A 25,904-nucleotide genomic window follows, 5' to 3' on the forward strand; every position below is an offset into this window, starting at 1 on the left:
ATCCCCTCCCTCTTTTTATCCCATTGTCATTATTAATCGTCCTTTCGTGTGTGGCTTTTTGCTGCGCAGGGGCCACTGTATCTGGAGAATGTGTTATGGATCCATTTTGTCAGCATCGTCATGTCATCAAACTAAAACGTAATGTTTTTCAACGCCTGTGGTTTAAAGCCGTTTATCAATGTAAAGACTGTGGCGAACTGATCAAATTCTGAGTGATGTCAGCAACGCTCAACACAACATTAGGTGGTGAATCAGAAACGAAATAGCACAGGCTCACGTCTGTGCTTTTTTATGTCTGACGAGATTGCCCGTGCCGTGTCGCGGGATAACGATCGCAAGCTTATGAACGTCACCCATAGTTATCTACTCATTATGATGATATTGTTTTTAATTAATGGAGAGATGTCATGTCAGCTGCCCGTACTTTTACCTGTYCCACTGTTCACACGCATAACCCAGTCAACGCAATGACAGAGGTGAGCAACTTTGCCTTTTTACAGCCAGCATTACCGGATTTGTATCAGCAAGCGATACAGGCGGAGAAATACCTGTATAGCGACAGTCAATCCAGCTTGGCGAAAATGCGGCTATTTGTTGAATTAGCCTGTCATGAGTTAGGGGCACATTTTAAGCTCAAGCCACCCGTAAAAGGTGACTTGTTCAACAAAATTAACATGTTGTCTGCGAGTGGTTATGTTGAAGTATGGGTGACAGATACGATGCACCGCTTGCGTGATGCGGGGAATCGCTCTGTGCATTTGTGTGAGGTGAATGGTCATTACGTGGCGCAGCAGAAAACCTCTCGTGTGCGTATGCAAGCGCTTGTTCGCGAGCTGCACGATATGGCGAAATACATGGCGCACAAACTGCTTGGTACCGTAGAGCGTGACATGGGGGAGTGGGTGGAGCCCCAGCAATCAGAACTGGCGGAGTTAGTCACGCAAGCGTTGAATGGCCAGAAAGAGGCTAGCTTTGCCTTGGCGGAATATTGTCATGAACAGTTGTCTGCATTGACAGAAACCGGCGAGGATAAATGGTGGAATAAAACGGTGTATGCCGACCGTCAGCGTGATCTGGCGTATTGGCTGGAAAAAGCACATGCACAGGGTCACCCGCAAACGTGGTTGTTGTTGGCTAACAGTTATGCCAGCGGAAAATTGATGCCTCATGCTGACCGCACTGCCAAGCAGTGTTTCAAGCGCGCAGTAGAGCATGACAGCGATGGACAAGCCGCGTTTGATTACGGGCAATATTTGTGTCATCAACAGCAAGTTGTGCGTGGGTGGGAAATGCTGACACAGGCGGCAGAAAAGGGCCATGCTGAAGCATTGTTAGCGGTACAAGAAAAGCACTACGGCACACCCGAATATGCACAATGGATTAGCAAAGGTCTTGAGAGCGATCAGCTGGCGGCTTATACGCTTGATGCCTTTCAAAAGTTGCAAGCATACACAGCACTGGGTGGCGATGATTTGCTGGATGACTTGAGTGATGGACCATCGATCCCGTCATCTGATCAACTGACGCCTCAGCCGCTATCACTCAAACAACAGGCACATAAGCACCTGCGCAGCGCAGTGATCATAGGCACGGCGAAGCGCGCACCGGGCATGGCCTTTATTCAGGCGTATGTTGATGGTCATGGGGTGGGGAATAAATCCCTGTCTCAAGCTGATATGGCTGACAAAATGGTGGCCAGTTATGATGATTTGCCTGTCTTCTTGCCTTATCAACCGCTATTGTTCAGCGTGATTTGTGTGGGGGATGGCCACTACGAGGTGCTGCGTAAGGTGTATACCCGTGTGTTATCGCAGGGAGACAGCGAGGAAGCCAAAGCAGACGTGAAATTCCAGATGGCACAAAAAGCAATCACGGAGTTTAAAAAAGCGAAGTCAGTCGCGACGCCAGATACGATTCATAACCTGCTATCAGAGGCGGCAGATGCCGGCCACAAAGCGGCGCGCAGTTATATCCACTCAGCGGAAGGGAAAGCCTTGATGAAAAAATCCGGGTATGCCACTGCAGGGCGCATGCAGCCGAAAAGCGCAGGGCAGAAAGTCAAAGATAAAAAGAAACGTAAATTGGCAAAAAAAGCGCGCAAGCAATAACGCAAATTTCTTACATCTGATGCACTTTTTTAGTTTATCTGCCGTATAGGGTTAATGACTATAGGCAGATAATCAGGAGAGGCAAGATGAAGAGTGTCATTATTTCACTGGTGATACTTCATGCGTTGTTGTTACAAGGGTGTGCGAATCAACTGTTTTATTACCCATCAACTGCCGCACACATGAATGATGATATCCGCTGGCTACCTTCCTCTTCCGGCAATGCGTTGGCCTATTTGTGGTTGCCGAGTGCCGTTGATACACCGAAAGGCATTGTGGTGCACTTTCACGGAAACAGTGGCCATATGGAAGCGACGCAGGAAAAAGTGAATTGGTTGGTTGAGCACGGTTATCACGTCTTGGTGTTTGACTATTCTGGATTTGGTCATTCATCAGGGCAACCCACAGATGAAGCCTTATATCATGATGCGATGTCAATGCTCGCGTACAGTGAGACATTACAAGACAGTATGGGGCTGCCAGTGTTTGTGGTCGCGACATCAACTGGGGGCAATGTGTTTTTACGCGCATGGGCGGATCACCCGGCCGAGGTAGCCGGTATCATTATCGATTCGTCGTTCACCAGTTATATAGAAACGGCTGCATTTACGCTTCGTCAGCATGTACTGGGTAACATGTATGCATGGGTAGCGTCACTGGTCATGCGGGATGACTATGCTGCGGATGTAGCGATGGCGAATGTCCCGAAAACGAACGCATTAGTATTACATTGTGAGGACGATGAGGTGGTGCCTATTACCGCCGGTGAGGATTTATACGCAGAATTGGAAGGGGATAAAACGTTTTGGCGTTTGGAAGGCTGCCGTCATGCAAGGGCGATGACCGGCGCATTTCCTGAGGTTCAGCAACGGGTCGTTGACTGGTTAGCCCAATCCACGCCCGAATCCAATGGGGTGCTAGGCATGAATTTAGCGAAACGACAGTGATGTCAACAATCAGTAGATACGTCTAACGAGGGAGTTAGATAACACCCAAGCTGACGATTTGGTGATCTTTAGTGGAGGCTGGTCGTAGTATTCAAGGATGGTTTGTAAAATAAACCACCCTTATACATATCCCATTCTTATTGATTTCCAAGGTGAAGAGCGGATGGCAATATTAATGCTGACAGCGTAGAGACGTATTTCTTAAGGTGCGTTCTGACGGCCCACTAAATACAACACTGCAGATATCGTCAAGGTAATATACGTGATTGTGACGAATAGGTACAGATTGGCTGTCACCTTCTGCTACGTATCCATTATCATTCGTACGGGTGAAGGTATAGTCAAAATTAATACTTTTTGCATGTGTATCCGCTGAGTTATTTAATCGGGCAAATGTATTTTTAGTGACTAATTGGTTTTTATACTGATCAGTATAAGTCATCCAAGTGTACTCAAGGGCTTCAACTTGACCAAAGAATGCAGTACGGGTGTGTTTAGCGGCAAAGAAAAGCCCACCATTTAGCATGAGTAAAACGATAATAATGGTGAATTTATTGGCATTTAAGTAAGAATTTAGCGTTGTCATAAATACACTTATGGTTATCAATGGTGATTGAAATTTTTGTCTCGTCAATAGGTTGTCTATCTGGGTAGGGCTTCGCATGCTGAATCTCTTGCATAACCTGCTTGTAATGCACAGCCAGGATAAATTCTTTCATATTCCATATGGACAGTGCAGTTAGAAAGACAATAAATAGTATTGATAGGCGTTCGATAAGGATTTTACGCTTATTTAATGGCTGATTTATTTGTACTTTTTGTACTTTTTTTAAATTTTCTATGTCATCTGTTTTTTTATCCGTAACAGGCGTAACTTTAAATTGAAGGGAATAACCGACGCCTGGAACATTAACAAGAATTTGTTTTTCATTATCTTCAAGCACTTGCCTTGTTCTATTGATGAGTTGAGGTAAGCTTTCAGCTGAAATATGTTTTGTCCCCCATACTTTTTCAATAATGTGTTCTTTTTGTAATGTTTGAGGGAAGGCATCGACCAAACAACGTAATAATTGATATTGCTTGGGTGTTAGCATCACTGATTGCTTTTGGTCAGAGGATGCGGTATCAGTGATTCGCTGTAAATTCCTCGTGTCCACATTCCATGAAAAAGCACCTACAATTAAGTTGTTATGTTCTTCGTGCATGAATGATCTACATGGTTAATAGGGATAAAAAGAGTCCGCATTATACGTGATCAATCCTAAAATGTGAAGTGTGTTGCATTTTACAATGCTTACAATTTTCAATATGAATTAATTATCCACCATGTAATGATTTTTCCATTCATGCGCTTTCGGGGGGCGTTGTTCTGCCGCCATCATGACGATAAAAAATAATAAAAATGCCGTCATACAGGGAGTGATGACGGCGGCACGTGTAGATATTTCAGGAAGGAATTAGCCCGCTTTTAGCTCAAGCAGTGTGTGGCCTAAACCAATGTCATCGGTACGCGAAGCCACGGTAAAGCCTGCTTCTTCCACCAACTCTAAGAAGTCTTCACTGCGGTAGAAACGGCTGTTGCCGTTGGCCAAGCAGGTGAAGTAAAGCGATGTTGCGTTCAGGCTATAAGCCGCCGCATCATAGCGCTGGGCATCCCAGAAGAGTTCAAGAATATACACAGTCGCGTCATCCGACATGGCTGCGCGTACACGACGCAAAATGCTCAAAATCTCCATTGGCGAGAAACAATCCAAAAACTGGCTCATCCACCAAATATCGGCACCCGAAGGGAGCGCTTGTGATTTATCAAGCATATTGACGGGATAACCGTGAATCCGTTCAGCGAATCCAGCTTGTTTTGCATTGGCTAACGCCATTTCAATTTGCTGTGGCAAATCAATGATGGTGACATTCACATCTTGGTCATAATTGCAGCATTGCAGCGCCCATTTACCGGTGTTACCACCAATATCAAACAAACGTTTAGGTTTGGCCGCAAATACACGCTCCAGCAGCACAGGGAAAGAGCGGTCTGAGTAGAAGTGGTCAAAATTGAACCAGCTCTCTTTGGCTTTTTCAGGCAAGCGAGACAAGCCTTCATAGATGGTCGGCCAGTCACCCAATTCTTTCAAACCGGCGGGCGTCCCTTCTTGGATCGCTTCGGTTAAATGCATCATGGCGGCGTAACACACGTCGGCCGTGAAATCGAGATTCGCGCGGGTCATGCCATCGTTCGCCAAGAAGTACCCCAAGTTAGCCAGGACATAATTGGGTTTATTCCATGTCACAATGTGCGCACTTAATGCCATGTCCAACAAGACTTTAACGCCGTATTCCGACACGCCTGTTTGACGGGCAATCGTCGGGGCATCTAATCCATTTTTTCCTGCGCCATCAAGGGTGGCCAGGATGCCGAGGTCACGCAGCGTGCGTGCGGTATGAAAGACGATAGGGGCAAACGCTAACTTTTGAGCTTCCGTTTTGGCTTGCAAGGCATTGAATGGATCTTGTTGATATGAAGTCACAAAGCGTTCCAACTACTTAAAAGGTAATATTCATTCATGATCCAAAGCGTTTAGATCTGAGGGGGTATTTTGAATAAACGGTCCTAGGCTTTCAAGTGCTTGTGATGAAAATGCCGTAAATTACTGGACCGTGTGGTAAATGCACAGAAAGAACAGGCGTGTAGAGATAAAATATACGTAATCGATATGAGCAACATATTAATTAACATTTATTCGTAATGTGATAAAGGAATGTTACGTCATTTTACAACCCCGTTCGTTGGAAAGACGCTCGGTCATCGTTCGTATTCATTGTGCTTACCCATATGGATATGAGTAATGTGCAGGAATGTTATTTAATACGTATGGTGTAGCGTGGGAATATGCCTTGTGCGTATCCGTTGGCATTGTTTTGAGTGCGAGCGAAAGCAGAGCGGTAGACCATTAAATCCATGAAATAAAAGCCCATGCCTTAGCGACAAATGGTCGATCCCTAAAAGCAAGGATAATAAAGAATATGCATGTATGCTTATATGGTAAAAAAGGGGGGGTGAACGCTACCCCTATATTTCTTTAGCAAAGTTGATTGAAAAGGGAATTATTTGATGGCGTTTTATACAGTCAGTTTGTTTTAGTGATTGAATAAATGACCGTTTGAATAAAATCCTTAAGGATCGCCTCCCTAGCTATACCCAAAAGGGTCAATAAATATTATCCTAGTTGGTTGCTAGGATGGGCAACCGCATAGGTCTAACCGATCGCGAACACACAGCTACAAGCAGGTAACAGGTAAATAGCCCCGATGAATAAAGTACGTTTTGATATTGCAGATTGGCACGCATTGTCACCTGGGATGGCGAACCAAAGTGATTGGGCTGCGTGGGCAGCGAACGGTAAAGCATGGCCAACCGATCCTGCACCGGTTGCGGTGGGGGATATTCCTGCCATGATGCGCCGTCGAATGAGCCTGCTTAGCAAGTTAGCCATCCAAACCGCCATGACGTTGGTGCAATCTCACTCGGTTGATTTTATCGTTTTCTCTAGCCGTCATGGCGAACTGCACCGTACGGTCACATTATTGCAAGATGTGCTGCGCGGTGATGATGCTTCCCCCATCGCGTTCTCGCAATCAGTACATAATACTGCTGCCGGTCTGTTAACGATTGCCACCAAACTTGCCATTCCTGTCACCTCGATTGCCGCGGGTGAGCACTCGTTGCATGCCGCACTGATTGACGCTGCCGCGTATTTAGCTGAGCACCCAACGCACCGTGTCTTGGTGGTGGATTTTGACGAACCGTTACCCGTCCCTTATGACATCTACGAACCACAGCCGCACCAAGGTTTTGCGCTTGGCATGGTGATCACCCAAGGGGAGCAGTGTACCTTGCGTTGGCAACGAGCCCCTTCTGCTGCCTCCATGGTTGCCCTTGAACCGTTACAAACGTTGGCCGTTATTGCGCAATTAGCGCAGCAAGCGCCAGCTTGGTCAATCAACGGGCATCGCCATCATTGGCATTGGAATATCAAAGCGTGATGACCCCAACGACGCTCACTGTGTGTCAACGTGCCAATAAAGCGTGGCGTGTGTTGGCGACAGGGCTGTGCTTTAGCATTTTTGGTTTAGGTGCACTGTGCCTGACGTTTGTGATCTTCCCGTTGTTGACGGGCACCATGAAAGGGCGAGAGCGCCGAGAATTACGCGTACAGGCCATCATTCAACGCGCGTTTGCGTTTTTTTGCCGTACGATGCGCTTTTTTGGCGCAATTGAATATGAATTTGTGGGCGTGGAGCTATTGCAATACGATCGCCGTTGCCTGATTGTCGCTAACCACCCGAGTTTGATTGATTATGTGCTGATTGGCTCATGCTTACCGCAATGTGATTGCTTGGTGAAAGCGGCCATTTGGCATAATCCATTCATGCGCGGCATTGTGAAAGCGGCAGGATATATCCCCAATGTGGATCCTGAGCGTTTATTGGATGCCTGTGGTGAACGACTAGAAAAAGGTAACGTCCTGTTGGTGTTTCCAGAAGGCACCCGCACAACGCCTGGCGAGCAACCCTCATTGCAACGAGGGGCGGCCCAGATTGCCGTGCGCACCCAAACGGACTTACGCGTGGTACACATCACCGTGAGCCCCGATTTTTTAACGAAGCAGGCAAAGTGGTATCAGGTGCCTGATCGTAAACCCATTTTTCGGGTGGAAGTGAAAGAAAAAATTGCGATTACGGATTTTCTTGCACATTCAGATTCACCCACGACAGCGGCAAGGCAGCTTAACCGCCATTTGGCGACGGCGCTTTTCCCATAACAGAACAAGTAACACATAACGTAATAAAGAAGGTTAGCGTGGAATCATTACATAACGAACTAAAAGTACTCATCATCGAGGCATTGAATCTTGAAGACATCACCCCGGCAGACATTGAGGCGCAAGCTCCGTTGTTTGGTGACGGTTTAGGCTTAGATTCTATCGATGCCCTTGAACTGGGTTTGGCGATTAAAAAGCAGTACAACATTGCCATTGATGCCGATGATACGAATACTCGTCAATACTTTGCGTCAGTTGCAAACTTGGCTGATTTCATTGCTGCTAACCGCGCTTAATTGAGGACGTAATTGATGACTGATGTGAACCGTAACGACGTTTTTGAGCAAGTACAAAACGCCTTGGTTGAACTGTTTGAATTGGACGCGGCCGACATTACCCCTGAGGCGACCCTGTACCAAGACTTGGATCTGGACAGCATTGATGCGGTGGACTTGGTGGTGCATCTGCAAAATGTGACCGGCAAAAAAATCAAGCCAGAAGAATTTAAATCAGTACGTACCGTGCAAGACGTGGTCGATGCTGTGGCAGCCCTGCTGCAGTAATGCGATTTTTTACCGCACTGTCAGCCATTGCGTTACTGGGGTACCCCTTCGCGGTGTACTTCGGGATCAGCGAATGGGGCATGGGGCCGGTGGCTGGCGTACTGGGGGTTCTGTTTTTGATCCGTGTGTTAGCTGGCCACCAAGCCCGTTTACGTGAATTAAAATACATCGCGTATTTGAGTGGTGGTGCAGGGATCACATTGGCCGTCTTGGGCAGTGTGTTCCGTGAACATGGCTGGTTACTGTATTATCCCGTGATCGTGAACGGTTTAATGCTTGGGCTGTTTGGTGCCAGCTTGTGGCAATCGCAGACCATGATTGAGCGTTTCGCTCGGCTGCAAGATCCGAATTTGCCGGAGAGTGGCGTGCGCTACACACGCAAAGTGACACGCGTGTGGTGTGGCTTTTTTGTGTTGAATGGGGCGGTCGCCTTAACGACCTGTTTCATGCCTTTGTCGGTGTGGACGCTTTACAACGGGTTGATCAGCTATTTATTGGCGGGCAGTTTGTTGGCGGGGGAATGGCTGGTGCGCCAACGTGTACTCAAGAAACAGGTGGCAGAATCCGTGGTTGAGTAACCGCTGACGTAATGCCCCACACGTTAACCAACGTATGAACAGGGCGTGATGAACGTAGCTCGATGACAATCGCTCGATAAGAATAGCGTGATGAACAAATGAATAATTCTCCAGTGATGACCCCTTTATCGACGTTGTCTGAATCAATGGCCACGCCATTTCTCAGTTTAGATGTGCTGATGGCTTCGTCGCGCTCTGACGCGTTTCTCGTCGCGTATCATGCTCAATCATTTCATGAGCAGTCAGATCATGCGGCTCATGCGAAAACAATCGTCACATGGGCAACATGGCACACTGATGTTCAACGCCTGACGGTGGCCTTACAATCGCACCCTGCCCAGAAATGGGCACTGTGTTTTGATGACAGCTACCAATTTGCGGTGGCATTCATGGCTGCGACTCACGCAGGTAAACACCTCATTTTACCGGGTAACCATCAACCGGATGCGTTACTTGCATTGGCCGAACATTTCGATGCGATCTTGCACGATCGTGCGCACTATGATGGGTTAACGTGTCCACAGTGGCGTGTTTCGGCAGAGCGTGAGCCGGCATACTTGGCCGAATCAAGCATCTCAGCCAACACGTATGCGTTCACCACCTTGGCGCTCGCTGACTGCCGACTGACGTTATTTACCTCAGGCTCGAGCGGGGTACCTAAAGCGATTGAAAAAACGCTGGCGGATCTGGCCGAAGAAGTACAGCACCATGAACGCACATGGGGGACGGTAATCGCAGGCTCACGTATTGCCAGCACCGTGTCTCATCAACACATTTATGGTTTGTTGTTCCGCATTTTATGGCCACTGTGCGCTGGACGCGCTTTTGCTCGCCATGATCTTGTGTATCCCGAGCAAGTGATCGCCCATGCTGATAGCGATACTACCTTGGTGACCAGCCCCGCGTTATTGAAACGCTTAACGGATGCATCATCCGCTAACCCATATCGCGCTGTGTATTCTTCAGGCGGGCCATTAAGCCATGAGGCGGCTCAGAACAGCCATACGCTGTTTACTCAGTGGCCCATTGAGGTCTTTGGCAGTACGGAAACCGGCGGTATCGCATTTCGCCAGCAACATGATCCGCAAACGCCGTGGCAGGTGTTTGATGTTATCGATGTGGTGTTGAATGCGGAAGGTTGCTTGCGGATCCGGTCACCGTTTGTTGATGCTGCGCAGTGGTATCAAACCAGTGATCAATGCCAGCTACTGGATCACCGTCAATTTCTTTTGCTTGGCCGTGTGGATCGCATTGTCAAAATTGAAGAAAAACGGATTTCCTTAACCGAAGTCGAAGCGCGATTGTGTGCGTTACCTTGGGTGAAAGAAGTGGCCGTCTTGGTGCTTGAAGACCCCCGCCGCGTTAGCCTGGGCGCCGTACTGACGTTAACGGCTGATGGCGAAGCGGAGTTGGAAACGCTCGGTAAAGGGGCTTTTTGGCTTGCTTTGCGCCAAGCACTACGCCGCTGGCTAGAGCCGGTTGGCATTCCTCGTCGTTATCGGGTGGTGGACGATATACCGCTTAATAGCCAAGGAAAACGGCTTGTGAGAGACTTGGAAACGCTCTTTTAATACGAGAAAAGTGAACGAATTAAAAATGACCGAGACGAAACGAAAGCCAACGATACTGGCTCAACAAGTGAATGCACACCATGCTGTCCTCACGTTGCACGTGACGGCGGACATTACCGATTTCCAAGGTCATTTTACCGACTACCCCTTGTTACCGGGTGTGACACAAATTGAATGGGCGGTGCACTACGGTCGCACCTGCCTGTCATTAACCGGTGAGTTTGCCGGTATGGATGCGCTGAAATTTCAACAGCCGATCTTGCCAAACAGCCACGTGGTGCTGACCTTGACATGGTCGCCAGAAAAACACAGCTTGCGCTTTTGTTATACCTCCCAAGAGGGCGAGGTAGAGCATACGCATGCCTCTGGGCGTATCACATTGAGTGAGGCGCAATGAGCACCTTTCGCCCCTGTTTTTTGATCCCCTGTTATAACCACGGTGCGACGGTGCCCGCGGTGCTGGACGCCTTAGCGCGTTACCCCTATCCGGTGATCATCGTGGATGATGGCAGTGATGCAGCGACCAAGCAGATCTTGGCCGAGCAGGCACAACGTGCGCACGTGACTGTTGTGACCTTGCCACAGAATCAGGGCAAGGGCGGGGCGGTGATTGCCGGTTTATATCAGGCGTTTGCGCAATGTTTTAGCCATGCCATTCAAATCGATGCCGACGGTCAGCACGATGTCTCCGCACTACCCACACTCATTGCCACGTCACAACAGCATTTGACCGCGTTGGTTTCCGGCCAACCGATTTACGATGATTCGGTACCGAAGTCGCGTCTTTACGGGCGTTATGTCACGCATGTATGGGTATGGATTGAAACCCTGTCAATGCAGATTAAAGACAGTATGTGCGGCTTTCGTTCGTATCCGATAGGCCCGACCATCAAGGTGCTCGAACGTAACCGTGTCGGCCAGCGTATGGATTTCGACACCGAAATCATGGTGCGCATGTACTGGGATGGGTGCGATGTGCGTTTTGTCGATACCAAGGTCGTGTATCCGGAAGGCGGCATTTCCCACTTTGATGCACTGTGGGACAACATCAAAATCAGTGCCATGCACACCCGTCTGTTTTTTGGCATGTTGCCGCGTATTCCGCGTTTATTAAAACGCCGCGCGACGGCGGCTAAGTCACGCCATTGGTCCTCCCATGCAGAACGCGGCACCGTCTTGGGTATTAAAACCCTACTACTGGTTTACCGCTTGCTGGGACGTCGCGTGTTCAATGTGTTGCTGAAAGGGGTCATGGCGTATTACCACCGCACGGGGCATCGCGCCCGCGCCGCCTCTGAAGACTACTTGGCGACCTTGCGCCGTTATGCTGCCGCGCAAGACATGACTATCCCCGAAGAGTGTGACGGACACCTCAATAGCTATCAGCACATGCTGTCGTTTGGGCATACGATGCTCGACAAATTAGCGGCATGGCAGGGGGATTTCTCGTTTGATCACATCACCGTGCACGGGCAGGATCATTTTGATCAGATCACCGCAAATAAGCAGGGGATTGTGATCTTAGGTTCTCATTTGGGCAATTTGGAATTGTGCCGTGCCCTGAGCCGTGGCTACGACAATGTGAAAATTAACGCCTTGGTGTTTACCGAGCATGCCGAACGCTTTAATGCCGTCATGCAGGCCGTGAATCCCGATTCGGCCCTTAATGTGATCCAAGTGAACAACGTCGGTCCCGAAACCGCCATTTTGTTGCGACAAAAACTCGATCAAGGGGAGTGGGTGGTGATCGTGGGTGATCGTACCTCGGTCACGCATGAACAGCGCGTGATATGGGCGGGCTTTCTCGGCAAACCTGCGCCGTTCCCGCAAGGCCCCTTCATGCTGGCAGCCGTGTTAAAAGCCCCGGTTTATACCTTATTTGGTTTACGCAATGACAGCGGTGATACGCCGCATTTCGATGTGCACTTCGAGTTATTTAACGAACAGATTCAGTTACCTCGGGGGCAGCGAGAGCAGGCCCTTCAGGCTGTTGTCAGCCAATATGCTACGCGGTTAGAAGCTTACACGTTAAAAGCACCACTGCAATGGTATAACTTCTTTCCTTTCTGGCAGTTAAGTGGAAAAGATAATGCATCATAATCAGCACCCGGACATGACCAAGATGAACAAAGACAGCGTAACCTTTGGCGTTGATCGCCTGACCATTGAAGACGTTGTTGCGGTGGCGAATGGCGCCTCGGCGGCAATGAACGACAGCATGGAATACCGTGCAAAAATCGACCGCGGTGTCGCTTTTCTTGAGCGTTTGCTGAAAGAAGAAGGCGTGATTTATGGCGTGACAACCGGCTACGGTGACTCGTGCACAGTGGCTATCCCGCCGCATTTGGTGGACGAACTGCCGTTACACCTGACCCGCTTCCACGGCTGTGGTTTAGGTGAAAATTTAAGCCATGAGCAAGCACGCGCCGTGTTAGCGACCCGTTTATGCTCGTTGTCACAAGGGGTATCGGGTGTTTCACATGAATTGCTGAATCAGATCGTCACCTTGATCAATCACGATATTGCCCCGCGTATTCCGCAAGAAGGTTCTGTCGGTGCCAGTGGTGATTTAACGCCGCTATCGTACTTAGCGGCGGCCTTGATTGGTGAGCGCGACGTGATTTATAAAGGCCAGATCCGCGAAACTCGCGATGTATTTGCCGAGCTGAATATTGCGCCGATCACGCTCAAGCCAAAAGAAGGCTTAGCGTTAATGAACGGCACCTCAGTGATGACGGCCTTGGCCTGTTTAGCGTACAAACGCGCCGAGTATTTGGCGCAGCTGTCTACACGTATCACGGCGATGGTGTCGGTCGCGATGCAAGGCAATGACTTCCATTTCGACGAAGCCTTGTTCGCGGTGAAGCCGCATCCGGGTCAACAGAACATTGCCGCGTGGCTACGTTCTGATTTGCAAGCGGCCCGCCCACCGCGTAACAGTGATCGCCTGCAAGACCGTTATTCGTTGCGTTGTGCGCCACACGTGATTGGCGTATTGCAAGACAGCCTGCCGTGGTTGCGTCAAATGATTGAAAACGAACTGAACAGTGCGAATGATAACCCGATCATTGATGGAGATAACGAACGCGTGTTGCACGGTGGCCATTTCTACGGCGGCCACATTGCCATGGCGATGGATACCCTGAAAACCGCGGTGGCGAATATCGCCGATCTGCTGGATCGCCAGATGGCGCAGTTGATGGATTACAAATTCAATAACGGGTTGCCGTTTAACCTGACCGGTGCAGAAGGTGAGCGCAAGCCGATTAACCACGGCTTTAAAGCGGTGCAAATCGGTATTTCTGCGTGGACAGCCGAAGCGTTGAAAAACACCATGCCCGCGAGCGTGTTTTCACGTTCTACCGAATGCCATAACCAAGACAAAGTTAGCATGGGTACCATTGCGTCGCGCGATTGCTTGCGTGTGTTGCAGTTGACTGAACAAGTGACAGCGGCCTCGTTATTGGCGGCGACGCAGGCATTGGAAATTCGCCTGCGCCGTAACGAGTTGAACGATCAGCACTTGAGTCTGGCGCTGAAAACCATGCATGAAACGGTATTGAGTGAATTTAGCTTTGTGGAAGAAGATCGCCCGTTAGAGCACGATTTGCGCCATTTCATTGAGCGTATTCAGCAGCAACACTGGGCGCTGTATTAAGCCGTTAACAGAACAAAATAGGAAAACGCAACAATGAGCAATCAGCCGGTATTACGTGCAGAAGTGACCATGATGACCGCGTTTCAAGATGCAGATCCGATGGGCGTGGTGTATCACGGTAATTACTTTCGTTTCTTTGAAGAAGCCCGCCGTGTATTGATGGATAAATTGAGTTACAACTACCGCGAGATGCAAGCGTCTGGGTATGTGTGGCCGATCATTGATACCCGCGTGAAATACATCAAACCCATTCCGTTTAACCATGAAATTCGCGTGGTGGCGACATTAACCGAATGGGAAAACCGCTTGAAAGTGGACTACGTGATTTTCGATGCCCAAACCGGTGCGCGCATGACGAAAGGCTACACCATGCAAGTGGCGGTGGGGATTGAAAGTGGTGAAATGTGCTTCGCCTCGCCAAAAGTGCTGATGGATAAAATGAATACGTGGTTGGCTCATGAACAAGCGTAATGTGTTTGTCATCCTGCACCAGCGATTGCTGGTGGGTTTATGTTTAGTTGTGTGTGGCTTGAGTGGGTCTGCGTATGCCCAAGTTGGCACACACGCTGACACGCAAGGTGGAAAACACGATCAAGCGAACGCGCAGGCTCAGCACTCGGCGTTCACCTTGGCCGATTTGCAACAGCAGCTCGCAGCACAAACCGTGGTGCGTGGCGACTTCACTCAAACCCGCCATATGGCCATGTTCAGTGCGCCATTGCAGTCATCTGGGCACTTCTTGTTGGCGCAAGACCACGGTTTGTTGTGGCAACAAACCGTGCCGTTTCCGGTGTCACTGGTATTAACCCAAGACAAACTGAGCCAGCAATTCGGCGACAGTCCGGCGCAGGTGATTGCCGCCAAAGACAACCCGATGGTGTTCTATTTCAGCCACCTGTTTTTGTCGTTGTTTAAAGGCGATACTCAGCAGTTAACAGAACAATTCACCGTGTCACTGACGCAGCCGGCATCGCCTGAATCGGGTGAGTCAGCGGGCGCGCAGTGGGCATTGACGTTAACACCGACGGCAGCACCACTGAACGCGGTGTTCCAACATATCCGCTTGTCGGGTGGTCAATTCATTGATCAGCTTGTGTTGACGGAGAAACGCGGTGACGTTACTGAAATCCAATTTAGTCACCAGCGTGCTGTTAGCGCAACGTCAGGTAAGACAGCCACGACACTAACGAAAGAAGAACAACGTGCTTTCCAACTTTAAACCCGTAACGCCATCCCATCCCGACCGCGCGCAACGACGCGTTAAACAGCGCGCGCTCGCTTGGCTATTGGTGATGTTGACGGTATTGGGGGTGTTGGCGACGCAATTGCTGGGTCGACAGCCGGTACCGATTGATACCAACATCTTGGCGTTGCTGCCAGAGAACCGACAAGATCCCGCGGCACAGGCGGCGTTTGATCAGGTCGCGTCCAGCATGAGCAACAAAGTGGTGTTCGTGGTCGGCAGTGACGATCCTGCCCGTTTGTTCACGGCGGCGGATGCGTTCACACAGCAGCTATCGACCTTGGGCTTGTTGGGTGAAATCAGCGGTAAGATCAGCCAGTCTCAGCAGCAAGCGTGGGGGAAGCTGTATTTTCCACATCGGGCACAGTTTTTAACGCCCGAGCAGCAAGTGCGATTACAAACAAACCCAGCTGCGCAGGTGCAGCAGGTGATTCAAGCGGTGTACAACCCGTTTTCTGGGGTGACAGGGCAAGAACTAGCCGCTGATCCCTTCCTGCTATTCCGTGAGTTTATGTCACACCTGACTGCGGGCAATGCCGCCGTCACCCTGCAACAGGGCTACCTGACGGCGCCGTACCAAGGCAAAACCTATGTGTTGATCTCGGCGGATCTGGCTGAATCGGCATACAGCATGACAATGCATGACAGGTTGCCCGCGTTAGCCAAGGTGGAAGAGACGCTGCGCCACGAATACGGGGTGAGCGTGCTGCATACCGGCGTGATTTTCTATGCCGCGCATGGCACGAACAGCGCGAAAGGGGAGATCAGCACCATTGGCGTTGGCTCGCTGTTGGGTGTGATCGCCTTATTGTTGCTGGTGTATCGCAGCGCGTTGCCATTAGGGTTGGCATTGCTGTCCATCGGTTGTGGGTTGTTAACAGCGTTTGTGGCGACGGTGCTCGTGTTCGGCAAAGTCCACCTGTTCAGCTTGGTGTTTGGCGCCAGTTTGATCGGCGTGTCTATCGATTATGCCCTGCACTTTTTGACTGATCGCCTTGCTGCCGGAAAACAGTGGCATGTTCGCGAAGGGGTGCAGCACATTGTGGTCGCGGTATCGCTGGGTTTATTGATGAGCCTGATCGGTTACTTGTGCATGATGATTGCGCCGTTTCCCGGTTTGCAGCAGTTATCTCTGTTTTCAGCCGTTGGGTTAGCCGCAGCGTATGCCACCGTGATGTGTTGGTATCCCGTGTTGGCTGCTCGACCGGGCAAAGTGGTGGCCTTGCCGTGGGTGGGTGCCATGACGGCGTGGCTTGCTTATTGGGCGAAACCGAGTGTGCGTTGCGGCTTGCCGTTACTGTGTATCGTCGTGGCGCTGGTGGGATTATTTCGTGCCAGTTATGACGATGACATTCGCCAGTTACAAGCGTTACCGGCTGACTTGAAACAGCAAGAAGAAACCATTAAAGCCATTACTGGCCTGCAAGGCGGCCAACAAATGTTGTTGGTGCAAGCCGCCACCGAGCAAGCCTTGTTGGAACAGCTGGGTGTCGTTGATCGCCAATTAACGCAATTTGTTCAGCAAGGGGCATTAAGCGGTTATCAAAGCCTGCACACGTATCTGCCGTCTGCGCAGACACAGGCCGATAACTACGATGAGGTCGAGCGGTTGTATCAGCAGGAAGGCGCGCGCCTTTCGGCGCAATTGCAACTGAAGCAGGCTATTGCGTTAGACGCCGCTTTTGTCCCGTTAACGCCGGATGCGTTTTTAGCGTCGCCGGCTTCCGCGCCATTGCGTTTTTTGTGGCTGGGTAATATCGAAGGCCACCCGGCTTCAGTCGTGATGTTAAAAGGCATTCATGATGCGAGCGCATTGCAAGCGTATGCGGCGTCTGAACAGGGCGTCACGTATTTAGACAAGCCTCAAGAAGTGTCGGCGATTTTTGCCGAATACCGCGTGCGGATCAGCGAACTGTTGCTGGCGGCCATGGGCGTGATTTATCTCATTCTTGTCGGACGTTATGGCTGGGTTCGGGCACTGCGCGTGATTGCGCCGCCTGTGATTGCCTGTTTTGTTGGCTTGGGTATCACCGGTTTTACCGGCACGCCATTGAATCTATTTAATTTGTTAGGCTTGTTCCTGATTTTAGGGATCGGCATTGATTACACCCTGTTTTTTGCTGAACAAGGCATGGCAAAATCAGCGCGAGCTAACAGCACCTTATTGGCGATCACGCTGTCGGCGTTAACCACATTATTGTCATTTGGTTTGTTGGCGTTGAGTGAAACGCAGGCCATTCACAGTTTTGGTATCACGGTGCTAACTGGTATTTTGACCGCGTGGTTACTGGCACCGCTGTCGTTGCCTCAAACAGCAGAAAAACACGCCACAGAAAAAAGGAAACAAGATGACGTTTGTTTGCCATCGTAAACGACTTGCGTGTGCGGTCTTGTTGTTCATCACCCTCAGTGGGTGTGCACATCGTGATGAAACCGACGCGGCGTCAGCAGATGCCACGGTGAATACCGCGGCGAGTGATCCGGCAACGGCAGGCCAGCCGTCAGGCATGATCAACCAAGTGGCGTTAGCACCGAACGTGAACGTGACGTTACCGACCCCCGCCGCGCTCGGGGAAAGCTTGACGGCGACCCAGTTGATCACGGCGCGTTGGGGTGATCAACAAAACCAATTGCCCGTGCAATTGGAAGTCACGCCAGACAAATTGGTACTGGCCGGATTTTCATCGTGGGGCGCGCGCATACTGAGCCTGACCTATCAGGATCACGCGTTATCCACCGATGTGTTGCCAGGGCTGGGCAATGTTCTGCCTAAGCCAGAGCAAGTGCTGCTGAACCTGATGCTGACCTTGTGGCCGGTAGAGGCCTGGCAGGCACCGTTAGCCGCGGTAGGGTGGCAGCTAATTGAGCACCCGCATCAGCGACAATTGCTGGATAATCACGGTAACGTTGTGGTGGATATTCACTATGCAGCGTCGTCGCCACTCGATGGCGAGATCGTGTTTACCCATCGCCAGCTGGGTTATGTCATCACGATTAACACTTTGAATCACCGTCAATCACCGCAGCAGTAAAGAGAGAAGAAGAAATATGACGCTGACCGTTACAGAATCGACACCTTTGCAAGCGGTGACACCCGTGTATATCCACGGCTGCAGTTTTCATTCCGCGTTAGGCGCAGAGCCAACCACCATTCATCAGCGGCTTGCACAAGGGTATTCGCCAGACATGCAAGCGGTGTCAGGCTGGCTGAATAACGGCGCCGATACCGTGGTAGGTAAAGTCACGGCGGCGTTACCTGAACTACCGACGCATTTGGCGGCGATCCGTTATGGCACCCGCAATAACCGCTTGGCGTTGTCGGCGTTGCAATCCATTACGCCAGTGATTGAGCAGGCCATTGAAAAATACGGCCGTGATCGTATCGCGGTGATTGTGGGCACCAGTACCTCGGGCATTGCCGACGGTGAAACGGCGCTGAGTGAACACATCGCGCACGGTGAACTGCCGGCAGATTTTCATTATCAGCAACAAGAAGTGGCCAACCTTGGCGAGTTCGTGGCAGATCTGTTTCGCCTCGATGGACCGGTGTATACCATTTCCACCGCGTGTTCATCCAGTGGTCGCGTATTTTTATCGGCGAAGCGGTTACTGAAAGCCGGTATCGTCGATGCGGTGATCGTGGGCGGAGCCGATTCCTTGTGCCGACTCACTCTGAATGGCTTTAATGGCTTAGATGCTATTTCCCACCGGTTGTGTAATCCGTTCAGTGCTAACCGTGATGGCATAAATATCGGTGAGGCGGCTGCGTTCATGTTGTTGTCTTTGGATGTCAATGACCGTGACAGTGAAAACAGTGACGCAATACCGGCCATTGCGTTGCTGGGTGCGGGCGACAGCTCTGATGCGCACCATATTTCTGCGCCGCATCCGGAAGGTAACGGGGCAGAAGCGGCCATGCGTAAGGCATTGGATGACGCCGGTTTAACGGCGCAGGACATTGGTTACATCAATGCGCACGGTACGGCGACGCCGCTGAATGATGAAATGGAAGCCAAAGCCATTCATCGTGTGTTCGGCAGTCAAACCCCAGTAAGCTCGACGAAACCCCTGACCGGGCATACACTAGGCGCCGCCAGTGCGGTGGAAGCGGCCATTTGTTGGCACGTATTGCGTTATCAGTTGCCGTTACCCGTGCAAGTGAACGACGGCCAAATCAGTGATAGCCTCGCGCCGATCCGTTTGGTTACCGCCGAAACACCGTTGACAACATCCGCCGTGTTGAGTAATTCGTTTGCCTTTGGCGGCAACAATATCAGCCTTATATTTGGATATTCCCATGACTAATATTCCCCCTCTTTCAGATCTTTTGCCCCATGACATGCCCATGGTATTGGTGGATACATTGGTCGAGGTGAGTGCATTCGCGGTGCATTGTCAGGTTACCGTCCATGAAGGCGGCCTGTTTTTTGATGCCGAACGCCGTGAACTGCCGGGTTATGTCGGCATTGAATTAATGGCACAGACCATCGGCGGTTGGTCGGGGTATCACGCATGGTGCCGAGGTGAGGTATCACCGGTGGGCTTTTTATTGGGCAGTCGCCGCTATCAAACCGCGTGTGCCGCTTTCCCAGAACACAGCGTGCTCGATATTTATGCCGAGCAAGTGCTAGAAAACAACGGTATGGCCGTTTTTGCTTGTCGCATTGAACAGCAAGGACAGGTGCTGGCCACTAGCCAGCTCAATGTGTTTGTACCGTCACCAGAAAAATTAGATCACATGTTAAATAGGAATCCATCATGACTCGACACGTATTGGTTACGGGCGCAAGTAAGGGGATTGGTCGCGCCATTGCGATTCAGCTTGCTAAAGATGGGTTTAGTCTCGTTGTGCATTACATGAGTGATCGCGCGGGGGCCGAAGCCACGTTGGCAGAGATTGAACACGCTGGTGGTACAGGCCGTTTACTCCAGTTTGATATCAGTGATCGCGCACAATGTCGCGAGCAACTGGAGCAGGATATTGAAGCCCACGGTGCCTATTACGGCGTGGTGAGCAATGCCGGTATTACCCGTGATACGGCCTTCCCCGCGATGACAGAGGCCGAGTGGGATGGGGTGATCCACACCAATCTCGACAGTTTCTATAACGTGCTGCATCCGTGTGTCATGCCGATGGTGCGTCTACGCAAAGGCGGCCGCATTGTCACCTTGGCGTCGGTATCGGGCATTACCGGTAACCGTGGTCAAACCAACTACAGCGCCGCCAAAGCCGGAGTGATTGGTGCCACCAAGTCATTGGCACTGGAACTGGCCAAGCGCAACATCACCGTGAACTGTGTGGCGCCAGGGTTGATTGATACCGGTATGGTGGATGAACACGTAAAAGAGCATGCGTTGCCGCAAGTGCCATTGCGCCGTATGGGTGAGCCAGAAGAAGTTGCGGGTCTGGTGAGTTATTTGATGTCAGATATTGCCGCTTATGTCACCCGTCAGGTGATTTCGGTAAATGGAGGTTTAGTATGAATCGTCGTGTCGTAGTAACAGGCATGTCTGGCGTCACCGCGTTCGGTAACGATTGGCAAGCCATTGAACCGAAATTACGCGCGTGTGAAAACGCCACCGTGTACATGGAAAGTTACGAGCAATACAACGGCCTGAATACTAAGTTGGCCGCGCCGATTGATGGTTTCACCTTGCCGTCTCACTACACCCGTAAAAAAGTGCGCGGGATGGGGCGCGTGTCCAAACTGTCCACCTTGGCCAGTGAGCAAGCCTTACAGCAAAGCGGCCTGATTGATTGTGATGTGTTAACCAACGGCCAAACCGGTATTGCTTATGGTTCATCAACCGGCAGTACACCAGCGATTGGTGCTTTTGGTGTCATGCTCAATGAGAAAGATACCAAAGCCATCACCGCCACGACCTATGTGCAAATGATGCCGCACACTACTGCCGTGAACGTGGGTTTGTTTTTTGGTTTACGTGGCCGCGTGATCCCGACCAGCAGCGCATGTACTTCCGGTAGTCAGGCCATCGGTTATGCCTACGAAGCCATCAAGCACGGTTACCAAACCGTCATGGTCGCGGGGGGCGCGGAAGAGTTGTGCCCAACGGAATCGGCGGTGTTTGATACCCTTTTTGCCACCAGTTTGAAAAACGAGGCGCCGAAGTCTACCCCCCGCCCGTTTGATACCGACCGTGATGGTTTGGTGATTGGCGAAGGCGCCGCAACGTTGGTACTGGAAGAGTATGAACATGCCGTGGCCCGTGGTGCGACGATTTACGCTGAAATCGTTGGCTTTGCCAGCAACTGCGATGCGACCCATGTGACGCAACCGACCATGGAAACCATGCAGCTGTGTATGGAAATGGCGCTGCAAAATGCGGACCTAACACCGGATGTCATTGATTTCATTTCAGCGCACGGTACCGCAACAGAGAAAGGCGACATTGCAGAAACCAATGCCACCGCGAACATCTTTGGTGACAACGCGCCGATCAGTTCCCTGAAAAGCTACTTTGGCCACACACTGGGTGCCTGTGGCGCAATTGAAGCATGGCTGGGCTTAGAAATGATGCATGCAGGGTGGTTTAACCCCACGCTGAACCTAGACGCTATTGATATCCGTTGTGGTAACTTGGATTACATTCAAGGCACTGGCCGTGAGATCGATTGCCGTTACATGATGAGCAACAACTTCGCGTTTGGTGGCATTAACACCTCTATCATCTTCAAGCGCTGGGAAAGCTAAGGCTTTTTACGCTGTGTGATACACGCGCATGCTTGGTACCGTAATACGCGGTGCCAAGCATCATTTCCCTGTTTTACGTTAATTCCTCGCTTCACCGCTTCGGTTATATCATCATCGTTTTCGATAAAATAAGGTGTCGAAGGGCTAAATACGCTAAGATGCACGCCATTATTTTAGCTAGAGCCTTTATTTCTCCATGACTACAGCCACAACGCCAACCACCTTTACGGAACTTGCCCTTATTCAGCCTTTGTTAGCCCGCCTGACAGAGCTGGAATACCAACAGCCTACGCCGATTCAAGCGCAAGTGATCCCAAGTGTTTTAGCGGGGCGCGATGTTATCGCGGGTGCCAATACCGGTTCTGGTAAAACGGCGGCCTTTGCTTTGCCAATGTTGCAGGATCTGTTTACGCAAAAGCAGACAGAGAAACCGAACAGCAATAAAGGCAACTATGTGTCAGGGCTGATTTTGGTGCCAACGCGTGAGTTGGCGAAGCAGGTGGCTGACAGCGTTAAGTCTTATGCCGTGCACTTTAACGGTGCGATTAAAACCGTTTGTGTGTTTGGTGGTGTGTCTGCCAATACACAAATGCTGGCACTACGTGGCGGTGCCGATATTCTGGTCGCCACTCCTGGTCGTTTGTTGGATCTTATCTCAAGCAATGCCATCAAGCTGGACAAGGTAAAAACCTTGGTGCTGGATGAAGCTGACCGCATGCTAAGCCTTGGCTTTACCGAAGAGCTGTCTGAACTGCTTGGGCAATTGCCGAAACAAAAGCAAACGCTATTGTTCTCTGCGACATTCCCGGAAGAAGTGCAGGCGCTAACGCAAGAGCTGCTGAATGATCCAATCGAAGTACAGCTACAAAGTGACGACGCCAGCACGGTGGTACAGCGTGTGTTTAACGTGAACAAAGGCGAAAAAACCGCCGTACTTGCGCATTTGATTAAAGAGCACCAATGGCGCCAAGCGCTGGTGTTTGTGAATGCCAAAAACAACTGTGAGCACTTGGCTGACAAACTGTTCAAGCGCGGCATTGAAGCGGAAGTCTTCCACGGTGATAAAGGGCAGGGCTACCGTACTCGTATTCTTGACGCGTTTAAATCCGGTGAAATTGACGTGCTGATTGCTACCGACATCGCGGCGCGTGGTTTGGATATCGAAAAGCTGCCAGTGGTAATCAACTTTGATCTACCACGTAGCCCGTCAGACTACATCCACCGTATTGGCCGAAGCGGCCGTGCGGGTGAAGTGGGCCTTGCGCTGTCGTTGATTGATTATGAAGATTTCCACCACTTCACCGTGATCGAGAAGAAGAACAAAATCCGTCTTGAACGCGAGCAAGTGAAAGGCTTTGAGCTGGATGAAACTGTGACCGAAAAGATGCTAGCGGCTAGCAAGCCAATGGCAAAACCGGCCGGTACCGGCAAGAAAAAGCGTAAGAAGCCAATGCAGAATAAATCAGACATCTGGTTGAAGCACTAATATCTTCGTTTACGTTACCCAGTCCGTTAACGTGACTGGGTAACGTCACTCGCGATCAAACAAGAAGGCAATACCATGAGCGGAACACAACGCGCCAATATTCACCCGGGATTGGAAGTAAAAATCGTACTGAAAGAACACCAACGCAGCGGCACGCTGACGGCGGGTATCGTGAAAGACTTGCTTACGAACTCGCCGAACCACCCGCACGGCATTAAAGTGCGCTTAGAAAGCGGCGCGGTTGGCCGTGTGAAAGTGATTGGCTGAATCCCGCTTCATTCTTTTTCCGCTTTTGCGTCATCATGCCCTGCCTTTCGCATTAGCAATGCATCATCAGAGATTTGTCCACTGTGCTTGGTCCCTGAGCACTAAAAAGACAAAAACGAATATTTTGGTTTACTTTTTCCAAGCTAACAAGGAATGCCTTGAGGTAATCAACGGTGATTTTACAGAATACTTCTCGATTCGACTTCCACATCACTGATAACCGTGTAGATAAATCCTTTTGTTTAGTCTGCTTTGTTTATCATTTTATTAGGGTTTGAATAGGTCTTCGATCATATTCGCTTCGGTACCGAACAAATAGATTTCATCTAAGCCACAACGCTCACGTAGTAGCCATCCGTCCTCTAGTTGGTGATGATGAGCATGGCCAACACCGCGACTTCGTACATACGCTTCGAATTGCTTTATTCTTTGAGTAGCGGTTTTCGCTATCAGGTACGGCTTCCATTCCACACCTTCTTTGAAGTCTTCACAGCTAAACGTTAGCTCGTAATCAATGCAGCAGGTACTAATATCGCCTTGGCTATGCTGTTGCGATTAAGCCTGCAGGATTATTTATTTAATTTCAGTTCCTGCTTTGATTGATTAGTTAACGCCGTGGTTCTCGTAGCCTTTGCCGATACTGATAATAGCTTTGTTCTCTGCATCAATACGGCTCTTTGTCATATCGCTTTCGTCTTCAAGAGCACGAGTCTCGGCCTCGATACGGCGTTTCTCTTGCTCTAACTTCCAAGCGGCTAACTCTGCTTTTTTTGCTTTAATAACTGCCTGCTCTTCTGCGATTTCACGTTCACGCTCCGCAATCAAAGCCGCCTCTACAGCTTCTTGCTGTTTTTGTTTAACGTTATTCTCGTTACGAATGCGTTTAACTTCTTGCAGATTAGATGTAGTTAGAATGTTTCGGTACTCAGGATCAATCTCTAAGATGCCAGTCAGGAAAGCCTTGTCGTTTGGCAGGTACCCCGTAACTTCATTTCCGCAAAGTTCTGCGTATAAGCCTGCAATTCTGTGAGCCATTGAGTCAAAGTTGTAGCGGATACAGCCGTTTAGCAATACATCCTCTTTTGATTTCTTCAATACGAATACTTCACCGTCTAGAACCGACGTTACAGTGTCCATACTCGGAGTGATGAAGATGCGTTCTCTTGTGCCTTCGCCATTCAACCAGATAATGGTCGCATTAGAGATCGCAGGTGCATCAACCGAAGCACAACCAGACATAGCCAAAGCAAGTGCAGGCAATAAAATTTTTTTCATTAAAGTAATTCTCTATATTGGTTTGGGTTAGCACCCAGCACGGACGCTAACTAAAACCGCCTCAGTCCTTGAAACATAGGTTTACTTGGTAGAAAATTAATCGTCGACCCTTTCGGTAGGTCTGTCGAGTAAAGTGAAGTCCCTCTATATCACCAACTGAAATGTTGTAATTAATATCCCAATCGTATCGAAGACGGTTCTCAGCTTCGTATGCTCCAGCTTTAAGAATGTTGTGTTGACTTGTTAATCCATCAAGATAGAAGAAATAGCCAAGTAATTGACGTTTGTATTAAGTGGAAATCCACTTTTTTAATTTTTTATAATGGAATCCAAAACGAAATTAATTTCTCAATAATAATTAAGTTATTAAAAGTTATAAATTAATTTTAGAGTTAACAATGTTTAGTTGTGTTAAAAATACCTAATAAGTGCAAAAAGTAGGCGCAAGGAGGTTGGTTTAGATGTTTTAATTAAAAATAAGCAAAATAAATCATATTTTTAATAACAACTTGTTTGTTATTTTAGWGTGTAAGTCTTAATGAAAAACAACAAAACCGGTGTTTTTCAAGGTAGTTGTCACTAGTTGGTCAATTATTACGCTGCTTCTCTTTCGGGATTTAAGTGTACTGCCCCGATAGGCTGGCAGTTCCTAATATTCTTTGACCAACGTTCTGG

Annotated in this window: 25 protein-coding genes; 21 read left to right on the forward strand and 4 right to left on the reverse strand. The window is 49.7% G+C overall.

From position 1 onward, the window contains the following. Window positions 1–407: 407 nt before the first annotated feature. Entirely contained in the window at window positions 408–2,108 is a 1,701-nt protein-coding gene (locus L4C36_RS18005; protein WP_428479188.1) for a DUF4145 domain-containing protein, read from the forward strand. An 86-nt stretch (window positions 2,109–2,194) separates the two neighbouring features. Next, window positions 2,195–3,055 (forward strand): alpha/beta hydrolase, encoded by an 861-nt coding sequence (locus L4C36_RS18010; RefSeq protein ID WP_428479189.1) that lies wholly within the window; start codon window positions 2,195–2,197, stop codon window positions 3,053–3,055. 172 nt (window positions 3,056–3,227) lie between these two features. On the opposite strand, the gene L4C36_RS18015 is transcribed toward L4C36_RS18010, so the two are convergent. From L4C36_RS18015 to L4C36_RS18025, 3 genes are all read right to left on the reverse strand, one after another. Then, window positions 3,228–3,641: a hypothetical protein gene (locus L4C36_RS18015; protein ID WP_428479190.1), complete on the reverse strand. Its 414-nt coding sequence runs from the start codon at window positions 3,639–3,641 to the stop codon at window positions 3,228–3,230. Then, entirely contained in the window at window positions 3,607–4,260 is a 654-nt protein-coding gene (locus tag L4C36_RS18020) for a winged helix-turn-helix domain-containing protein (RefSeq protein WP_428479191.1), read from the reverse strand. The genes L4C36_RS18015 and L4C36_RS18020 overlap by 35 nt, the downstream gene beginning before the upstream one ends. Before the next feature lie 252 nt (window positions 4,261–4,512). Beyond that, window positions 4,513–5,580 (reverse strand): methyltransferase, encoded by a 1,068-nt coding sequence (locus tag L4C36_RS18025; protein WP_428479192.1) that lies wholly within the window; start codon window positions 5,578–5,580, stop codon window positions 4,513–4,515. A gap of 781 nt (window positions 5,581–6,361) precedes the next feature. Here L4C36_RS18025 and L4C36_RS18030 point away from each other — a divergent pair. The 19 genes from L4C36_RS18030 to L4C36_RS18120 all read left to right on the forward strand — a co-directional run bounded on the left by L4C36_RS18030 (window position 6,362) and on the right by L4C36_RS18120 (window position 23,954). Beyond that, complete coding sequence (locus L4C36_RS18030; RefSeq protein WP_428479193.1) at window positions 6,362–7,096, forward strand: beta-ketoacyl synthase chain length factor; 735 nt, start codon at window positions 6,362–6,364, stop codon at window positions 7,094–7,096. Then, window positions 7,096–7,875, forward strand: coding sequence for a lysophospholipid acyltransferase family protein (locus L4C36_RS18035; RefSeq protein WP_428479211.1), 780 nt, complete (start codon window positions 7,096–7,098; stop codon window positions 7,873–7,875). Before L4C36_RS18030 ends, L4C36_RS18035 begins: the two co-directional genes overlap by 1 nt. A gap of 38 nt (window positions 7,876–7,913) precedes the next feature. Continuing rightward, the gene (locus tag L4C36_RS18040) at window positions 7,914–8,171 is read left to right on the forward strand and encodes a phosphopantetheine-binding protein (RefSeq protein WP_428479194.1); all 258 of its coding nucleotides are present in this window, start codon (window positions 7,914–7,916) and stop codon (window positions 8,169–8,171) included. Between the two features lie 15 nt (window positions 8,172–8,186). Then, window positions 8,187–8,438 carry an acyl carrier protein gene (locus L4C36_RS18045; protein WP_428479195.1) on the forward strand — a complete coding sequence of 84 codons (252 nt, stop codon included), beginning with the start codon at window positions 8,187–8,189 and terminating at the stop codon, window positions 8,436–8,438. Continuing rightward, the gene (locus L4C36_RS18050; RefSeq protein WP_428479196.1) at window positions 8,438–9,016 is read left to right on the forward strand and encodes a COG4648 family protein; all 579 of its coding nucleotides are present in this window, start codon (window positions 8,438–8,440) and stop codon (window positions 9,014–9,016) included. The genes L4C36_RS18045 and L4C36_RS18050 overlap by 1 nt, the downstream gene beginning before the upstream one ends. Before the next feature lie 98 nt (window positions 9,017–9,114). Beyond that, entirely contained in the window at window positions 9,115–10,587 is a 1,473-nt protein-coding gene (locus L4C36_RS18055) for an AMP-binding protein (protein ID WP_428479197.1), read from the forward strand. Window positions 10,588–10,612: 25 nt separating this feature from the next. Beyond that, the gene (locus L4C36_RS18060; RefSeq protein WP_428479198.1) at window positions 10,613–10,984 is read left to right on the forward strand and encodes an ApeI family dehydratase; all 372 of its coding nucleotides are present in this window, start codon (window positions 10,613–10,615) and stop codon (window positions 10,982–10,984) included. Beyond that, window positions 10,981–12,687: a glycosyltransferase family 2 protein gene (locus L4C36_RS18065; RefSeq protein WP_428479199.1), complete on the forward strand. Its 1,707-nt coding sequence runs from the start codon at window positions 10,981–10,983 to the stop codon at window positions 12,685–12,687. Before L4C36_RS18060 ends, L4C36_RS18065 begins: the two co-directional genes overlap by 4 nt. A 13-nt stretch (window positions 12,688–12,700) precedes the next feature. Further along, entirely contained in the window at window positions 12,701–14,245 is a 1,545-nt protein-coding gene (locus tag L4C36_RS18070) for an HAL/PAL/TAL family ammonia-lyase (RefSeq protein ID WP_428479212.1), read from the forward strand. Between the two features lie 33 nt (window positions 14,246–14,278). Next, complete coding sequence (locus L4C36_RS18075; protein WP_428479200.1) at window positions 14,279–14,716, forward strand: acyl-CoA thioesterase; 438 nt, start codon at window positions 14,279–14,281, stop codon at window positions 14,714–14,716. After that, the gene (locus L4C36_RS18080; RefSeq protein WP_428479201.1) at window positions 14,703–15,464 is read left to right on the forward strand and encodes an outer membrane lipoprotein carrier protein LolA; all 762 of its coding nucleotides are present in this window, start codon (window positions 14,703–14,705) and stop codon (window positions 15,462–15,464) included. Before L4C36_RS18075 ends, L4C36_RS18080 begins: the two co-directional genes overlap by 14 nt. Next, window positions 15,448–17,859: an MMPL family transporter gene (locus L4C36_RS18085; RefSeq protein WP_428479202.1), complete on the forward strand. Its 2,412-nt coding sequence runs from the start codon at window positions 15,448–15,450 to the stop codon at window positions 17,857–17,859. The genes L4C36_RS18080 and L4C36_RS18085 overlap by 17 nt, the downstream gene beginning before the upstream one ends. Then, window positions 17,837–18,520, forward strand: coding sequence for a DUF3261 domain-containing protein (locus tag L4C36_RS18090; RefSeq protein WP_428479203.1), 684 nt, complete (start codon window positions 17,837–17,839; stop codon window positions 18,518–18,520). Before L4C36_RS18085 ends, L4C36_RS18090 begins: the two co-directional genes overlap by 23 nt. Window positions 18,521–18,536: 16 nt before the next feature. Beyond that, on the forward strand, window positions 18,537–19,793 hold the full coding sequence (locus tag L4C36_RS18095) for a beta-ketoacyl-[acyl-carrier-protein] synthase family protein (RefSeq protein ID WP_428479204.1): 1,257 nt from the start codon (window positions 18,537–18,539) through the stop codon (window positions 19,791–19,793). After that, on the forward strand, window positions 19,786–20,250 hold the full coding sequence (locus L4C36_RS18100; RefSeq protein ID WP_428479205.1) for a hotdog family protein: 465 nt from the start codon (window positions 19,786–19,788) through the stop codon (window positions 20,248–20,250). Before L4C36_RS18095 ends, L4C36_RS18100 begins: the two co-directional genes overlap by 8 nt. Further along, complete coding sequence (locus tag L4C36_RS18105) at window positions 20,247–20,972, forward strand: 3-ketoacyl-ACP reductase FabG2 (protein ID WP_428479206.1); 726 nt, start codon at window positions 20,247–20,249, stop codon at window positions 20,970–20,972. Before L4C36_RS18100 ends, L4C36_RS18105 begins: the two co-directional genes overlap by 4 nt. Beyond that, window positions 20,969–22,201, forward strand: coding sequence for a beta-ketoacyl-ACP synthase (locus L4C36_RS18110; RefSeq protein WP_428479207.1), 1,233 nt, complete (start codon window positions 20,969–20,971; stop codon window positions 22,199–22,201). Before L4C36_RS18105 ends, L4C36_RS18110 begins: the two co-directional genes overlap by 4 nt. A gap of 196 nt (window positions 22,202–22,397) precedes the next feature. After that, complete coding sequence (locus L4C36_RS18115) at window positions 22,398–23,687, forward strand: DEAD/DEAH box helicase (RefSeq protein WP_428479208.1); 1,290 nt, start codon at window positions 22,398–22,400, stop codon at window positions 23,685–23,687. A gap of 75 nt (window positions 23,688–23,762) precedes the next feature. Next, on the forward strand, window positions 23,763–23,954 hold the full coding sequence (locus tag L4C36_RS18120) for a YwbE family protein (protein ID WP_428479209.1): 192 nt from the start codon (window positions 23,763–23,765) through the stop codon (window positions 23,952–23,954). Between the two features lie 603 nt (window positions 23,955–24,557). On the opposite strand, the gene L4C36_RS18125 is transcribed toward L4C36_RS18120, so the two are convergent. Beyond that, window positions 24,558–25,229: a hypothetical protein gene (locus L4C36_RS18125; RefSeq protein WP_428479210.1), complete on the reverse strand. Its 672-nt coding sequence runs from the start codon at window positions 25,227–25,229 to the stop codon at window positions 24,558–24,560. Between the last annotated feature and the right edge of the window lie 675 nt (window positions 25,230–25,904).

The organism is Photobacterium japonica (assembly GCF_050337005.1).
In the GTDB taxonomy this organism is placed as follows: domain Bacteria; phylum Pseudomonadota; class Gammaproteobacteria; order Enterobacterales; family Vibrionaceae; genus Photobacterium; species Photobacterium japonica.